At 41.7% G+C, this 5,635-nt stretch carries 4 protein-coding genes and 1 pseudogene; 3 read left to right on the top strand and 2 right to left on the bottom strand.

Annotated elements, in window-relative coordinates; translation table 11 throughout:
- Positions 1-993: response regulator (locus I8752_RS30855; protein WP_214435991.1), on the top strand; the 993-nt coding region annotated here is incomplete at its 5' end.
- Between the two features lie 201 nt (positions 994-1,194).
- Here the strand turns inward: I8752_RS30855 and I8752_RS30850 are convergent.
- Positions 1,195-1,938, bottom strand: coding sequence for a hypothetical protein (locus tag I8752_RS30850; protein WP_214435990.1), 744 nt, complete (start codon positions 1,936-1,938; stop codon positions 1,195-1,197).
- A gap of 458 nt (positions 1,939-2,396) precedes the next feature.
- Here I8752_RS30850 and I8752_RS30845 point away from each other — a divergent pair, with 458 nt between their 5' ends.
- The gene (locus I8752_RS30845; RefSeq protein WP_214435989.1) at positions 2,397-3,680 is read left to right on the top strand and encodes a hypothetical protein; all 1,284 of its coding nucleotides are present in this window, start codon (positions 2,397-2,399) and stop codon (positions 3,678-3,680) included.
- Between the two features lie 176 nt (positions 3,681-3,856).
- Here I8752_RS30845 and I8752_RS30840 read toward each other — a convergent pair whose 3' ends face one another.
- The gene (locus I8752_RS30840; RefSeq protein ID WP_214435988.1) at positions 3,857-4,147 is read right to left on the bottom strand and encodes a hypothetical protein; all 291 of its coding nucleotides are present in this window, start codon (positions 4,145-4,147) and stop codon (positions 3,857-3,859) included.
- A 199-nt stretch (positions 4,148-4,346) separates the two neighbouring features.
- On the opposite strand from I8752_RS30840, the pseudogene I8752_RS39175 reads away from it, so the two are divergent.
- Positions 4,347-5,440 (top strand): annotated as a pseudogene (locus I8752_RS39175) (hypothetical protein); the annotation flags it as partial.
- Positions 5,441-5,635 lie beyond the last annotated feature (195 nt).

Below are 5,635 nucleotides of genomic sequence, written 5' to 3'. Positions count from 1 at the left end.
CCAATCGCTAATCCCCAATCCCCGATCCCCAATCCCCAAACCTTAATCTTTGAAGTCGAAGACACAGGAAGAGGGATAGCCCCTGAAGAAATGGATAACCTGTTTCAGCCTTTTGTCCAGACAAGCAGCGGTATCCAAATGAAGGAAGGTACGGGATTGGGACTGACGATCAGTCGGCAATTTGTGCGATTGTTAGGTGGTGATATTCGCTTTACTAGCATTCTCGGACAGGGATCGACTTTTTGCTTTGATGTGCAAGTAACTTTAGCCGAACCATTGGCAGTTACACCAAAGTTAACTCAGGGGCGTGTTTTAAGACTGGCAGACGATCGCCCTCCTTGCCGCGTTCTAGTAGTGGACGATCGCCAAGAAAACCGCGATTTAATCTTACAACTTTTGGGTAGCGTTGGTTTTGAAATGAACGCTGCTAATAACGGGCTTGAAGCGATCGCTTTATGGCAAACTTGGCAACCCCACTTGATTTTGATGGATATGCGGATGCCTGTAATGAACGGCTACGAGGCAACTAAAGAAATTAGAGCCAAGGAAAATAGTAGAGATAATTTACCTCTGCCAGATTTCCGCACCGTAATCATTGCCTTAACTGCTAGTGCCTTTGAAGAACAAAGGGCAAGTATCTTGTCCGCAGGTTGCGATGATTTGGTTCGCAAGCCATTCCGGGAGCAAGTGATTTTTGAAAAGATAGCCGAACATTTGCCAGTGCGTTATATCTATGCCCAAGAAAACAGCGAAGCAGAAATCGATCGCAAGCAAGAGAATCTAGAATCTTCTATCTTGGATCATCTACAAGCGATCGCGCATATGCCTGCTGAATGGATAGCACAGCTACATCAGGCAGCTATTGAAGTCGATGCCGAACGAATTTTCCAACTCATACAACAAATTCCTCCAACTCATTCTGCCTTAGCAGAGAAACTAACAAATTTAGTTTCTTGCTTCTGCTTCGATGAAATTCTCGACTTGATTGAGTGACCATTCTTATCAAAAAAACTCTCCCTTGTCTCCGCGTCCCCGCGTCCCTGCGTCTCCCTTCGGGTGACGCTCGCAAGCTCGCTAACGCTGCGCTAACGCAGTCGCCTGCTGAGGGAAACCCTCCCGCAGCGCTGTCTCACCGTGTCAGTCCTGATGATAAGTCTTTCACCCGACACGATATTATCCCCGTCTTTGGGTAGTTCATTTACAGTTAACTGCGGAAGCTGAGTTTACCTTTTTTAAATCACCAGTAAATGCAGCTATGTATTTAAAAGGTGATGAACCAGAACAAGTCATAGAATTGCGATCGCTACGACGAGGATAAGACCACGAATCTGCTTTCACAATCAAATTTGTGCCATTCCACAATAAATTTGTGACAACTAAAGAATTAGTTTTGCCATCAGTAGGCTTTCTGGCAGATAAAAACGTCGCATAGTCAACATTGCCACTAGTAGGATTAATCCGGGCTAGAACTGCTACTTTCGCACCGCCGCCGCTACCATAGCTAGGCAACCAACCATTAGTAGCAAAGCGTCGAAAATCATTCCCAGTCTGGCTACCAGTGGATGAGAAAACACCATACAAAACGTTTCCGCCATCCCAAAGCAATCCGTAGCCTGTGCCATCGTCATTCGTTGTTTCGTAGTCGCTCCGACACCATTTTTTCACACCATTATCGAAACGAACGATCCGAGGGTCTTTGTTCGCAGATGATACTTGTTGATAACCAATGTAAATAGTTGTTAGCCCAACAGTTACTTTCGGCCCATTTTTCCCTTTGATGGTTGCCTCACTATCATTGCATGTAAAAGTCACACCTTTACTAACAGATGACTGTACGCTGGTTTGGGCAAGAACTTGAGAGATTGCTAACTCAGCTCCTAATACTCCTGACAAAAATACCAATGTCAGATACTTTGGCAATTGGCGACAATTAATCATTGGCTATTACTGGGTAATTTGTGTAAAACGACACCATAACACAAAGTTTTAATAGTGCCAATTTTTTAGTTTGGTGTAATATCAAGCCCGCTAATTATCAGGCTTGATACCAATTCTGTGTGAAGACTCGTTCAACTATATAGGACTTAAGTATAATAAAGAGAAACGCAGCGCAAAAGAGACAAAGAATCAATCTTTAGCTTCGAGCAAAAATCTCAATTTATCCCGCATTTAGGCAACGCCCATATTAATACTATTACCCTGTACAAAAGTCAGGATAATATACCCTCCGATCAGACACCACGCATCTATAAAATGCTTTTAAATCTTAGAAATCAAGCATTTTCAAGTTTGAATTAGAGCGCAGGTTATATAAAGCTACATATAATTACAAACTAGTGACTCATGATTACAGAAAAACTATAATCGCAACAACACTATTTTTAATTAATTAGGATATGAAGTTAAAACTCATTACATCTGTTGTGACAACTTCTGTTGTCGGTACGGGGTTAGTGCTAACAGCTTTGACTCAAACATCTGCAACCAAACCCGCAGAACTTACACAACAAGCTACTCAACTCCGTACGCAAGGCCCAAACGGGTTAGATAAATTTCTCAGTATTCATCTCAAAGAACTTACCAATGCCTCACCTCAAATGCATCAAGCATTAGATGCACTTTGCCAACAAAAAGATTGCTACGCCTCAAAACTTTACTGGTACACCGATTTAGAACAAGCAAAAGCCGCGGCTAAAGCAAGTAATAAACCTATTCTCTCGTTACGATTGTTAGGAAGACTCGACCAAGATTTGAGTTGCGCTAACAGTCGCTTTTTCCGCGTCGCTTTGTATCCGAACGCAGAGATATCAAAATACCTGCGACAAAACTATATTTTACATTGGGAATCTGTGCGTTCAGCCCCGAAAGTGACTGTAGATTTTGGTGATGGACGCAAGCTAGAACGTACAATTACAGGCAACAGCATTCACTATATTTTAGATAGTTCCGGTCGTCCTGTCGATGCAATTCCAGGGCTATACGGCCCTCAAGCTTTTCTGCGTCAGTTAGTTGATAGCGAACGAGCAATTAAAGAATATAGCAAACGCCAAGGTACAGCACGAGAAAACTTTTTGCGCGATTACCACCGTCAGCGGTTAGCAGCAATTCAAAAGCAATGGAATGCAGATTTAACAAAACTGAACATTCAAAATCCGCCGCGTTTGGTAGAAATGCCTACTTCGAGCAACGAACCACCTAGCGCTCCAGTTGCAGGCACGATCGCAATGACTAAAATGGCAGTAGAAAGTCCTATGCTACGGAATATGTCTCCTGCTACTAGCAATCCAGTAGCTTTACGAGAAATCACTGATGAAGCAACATGGCAGCGCATTGCTCAACTCTACACAAATGATGCAAAGTTAGATAAAAATAGCGTTGCCTTGATAAATGCTAAACGCTTCCAAAAAGGAAATGTTGATTTGCAGCGCGTCGTCAGCAACTTTGAAACAACAATGGCTTTAGATACCGCCAGAAATGAATATATGCTGCATAGACAAATTCATCAATGGTTTATCCAAGGAAACGGGACAAGTGAAGTAAATTCATTAAATGAAAAAGTCTACGCCGAACTGTTTTTAACTCCTAATTCTGACCCTTGGTTGGGGTTGATGAGTAGTGAAAGTTATAGTGCAATTGATAACGACGGAGTGGGAAATTCTCCCGTCACAAGTCAAAAGTAAAGCTATCAAAACTTACTATAGCGATCGCAACTAACACAGTAACTAATCTATGGAAGTGCGATCGCTTCTAATTGATCATTCGTAAATTAAGACACACTTCAAAAAGGCTTAATACAGAAAGTTTTGCATCTATTTTTTGGTATTGTACCCTTTAGGATAGCGACTGCCACAAAATGTTAATCTTGAGACTCTTCAGCAATAGGCTCTGCTTCGGTTTCAGACTCTGTTTTAACATTGGGTTTAGGTGGTTTAACGGGTTTCGGCCCGCGTGCTAATGCAGGATTAACCGGCTGCTTATTTTCATCTCCATAGGATGCTTTTTTTCCTTTGCCAGACGAGCGATTACCACTTCGTTTCGAGCTTCTGGGATTGGATTCAATAGAAGGTACAGAATCCGAATTTTCGGAATTGTTCTCAGTATCTACTTGGGACTGACGTTCCGATTTTTTGATTGGGCGTTCTACCATGGTTAATTTTTGATTTTTGCAAAGCTATCTGTATAGTACATCAGTTTAGCGATCCTCAAACTCTTAAAGAGCATTTTTACACGGCTCTTATGTATAAACACTTATTTTTAGCTTTAGAGTTTGCATATTTTTGTCTCAAATGTTACACAAATAATCTTGCATGGGCATATTAAGAATGCTTATACTGCAAGAGAAAATAATGACAGCTATTTTATCTGGTTATCAACTCCTCGAAACCCTTCATTACGGCGAGAAAACCGTTATTTATCGCGGACGGCGAGAAACCGATAACGCCTCCGTTATTATCAAAACTCTCCTTGAGGAACATCCACCCCTAGAAGACATTGCACGATTGCGTCACGAATATCAAATCATCGAACCTCTGCAAATACCCGGCATTGTTAAACCATACGAGTTAAAAAATTATCAGCATAGTCTGGCTTTAGTTTTAGAAGACATTCCGGGTTGCTTGCTTAAAGAAGCGATCGCGACTCAAACAACCAGCTTGATTACTTTTGTGCAAGTGGCGATTAGTGCGATTATTTTGAAGCTGTTAGCGAAAACAGCAGAAGAACGCTATCAAAGCGCTTGGGGGCTGAAAGCGGATTTAGAAGAATGCTTGTTTCAACTGCAAGCGACTGGCAAAATTGAAAACTTTGTACCGGGAAGACGAGACAGATCCGGGCATTTCTTGATTCCGCATCGCTAAAATTAATCGAGCTATTGATGACGGATAGCGAGCGCCAATATTTATTATTAATTGGAGCATACCGCGATAATGAAGTTTCTCACACCCATCCGCTGATGATGAGTTTAGAAAAAATTCAAAAAGCAGATGCAGTAGTAAATAACATCGTCCTCTCACCGTTGCAGTTACCAGATGTAGAAGCATTAATTGGCGATACGTTGAACGACACAGAACGCAGCCAGTCGCTAGCAGAATTACTATTCCACAAAACCGCCGGAAACCCTTTTTTCTTAACACAACTATTGAAAACTCTCAATCAGGAAGACTTCTTAACGTATGAGTTCCAATCTGGGGTCTGGCACTGGGATATTCAAGACATTCAAGCGATTGGTATTACTGACCTAAATGTTGTTGAACTAACAGCGAGAAACATTTGCAAACTGTCGCCAGAAACGCAAAAAGTCCTAAAACTGGCTGCTTGTATTGGTAATACTTTTAACTTAGAAGTATTAGCGATCGTTAACGAAGCGTCTTCGCTAACAACTGCGGCGCAATTATGGCCTGCACTACAAGCGGGATTAATTCTACCGTTAAGTCAGGATTATACCCCTCTTCTGTCACTTTCCGGATAGAATGAATAGAATAAAGGAAAAATAGAACTCTACAAGGTAAGTAGAGCAATGGATGTAGAATTACAAATCCTGAAACATCTGCCAAGGGATGCCCAGCCAACAGTTGCGCTCGTAGATGCATATTGTGCAGAGTACAAAGACCTGTTTAAAGAAGTAAGAAATTATGAA

This window comes from Dendronalium phyllosphericum CENA369, from assembly GCF_016056275.1.
In the GTDB taxonomy this organism is placed as follows: Bacteria; Cyanobacteriota; Cyanobacteriia; order Cyanobacteriales; family Nostocaceae; genus Dendronalium; species Dendronalium phyllosphericum.
Note: the sequence above shows the minus strand (reverse complement) of the source record. Positions and strands in the feature narration are given on the sequence as shown.

Bases quoted from the DNA above. Each gene is read 5' to 3' on its own strand.
- I8752_RS30850 (WP_214435990.1), bottom strand. From the start codon at position 1,938: ATGATTAATTGTCGCCAATTGCCAAAGTATCTGACATTGGTATTTTTG.
- I8752_RS30845 (WP_214435989.1), top strand. From the start codon at position 2,397: ATGAAGTTAAAACTCATTACATCTGTTGTGACAACTTCTGTTGTCGGT.
- I8752_RS30840 (WP_214435988.1), bottom strand. From the start codon at position 4,147: ATGGTAGAACGCCCAATCAAAAAATCGGAACGTCAGTCCCAAGTAGAT.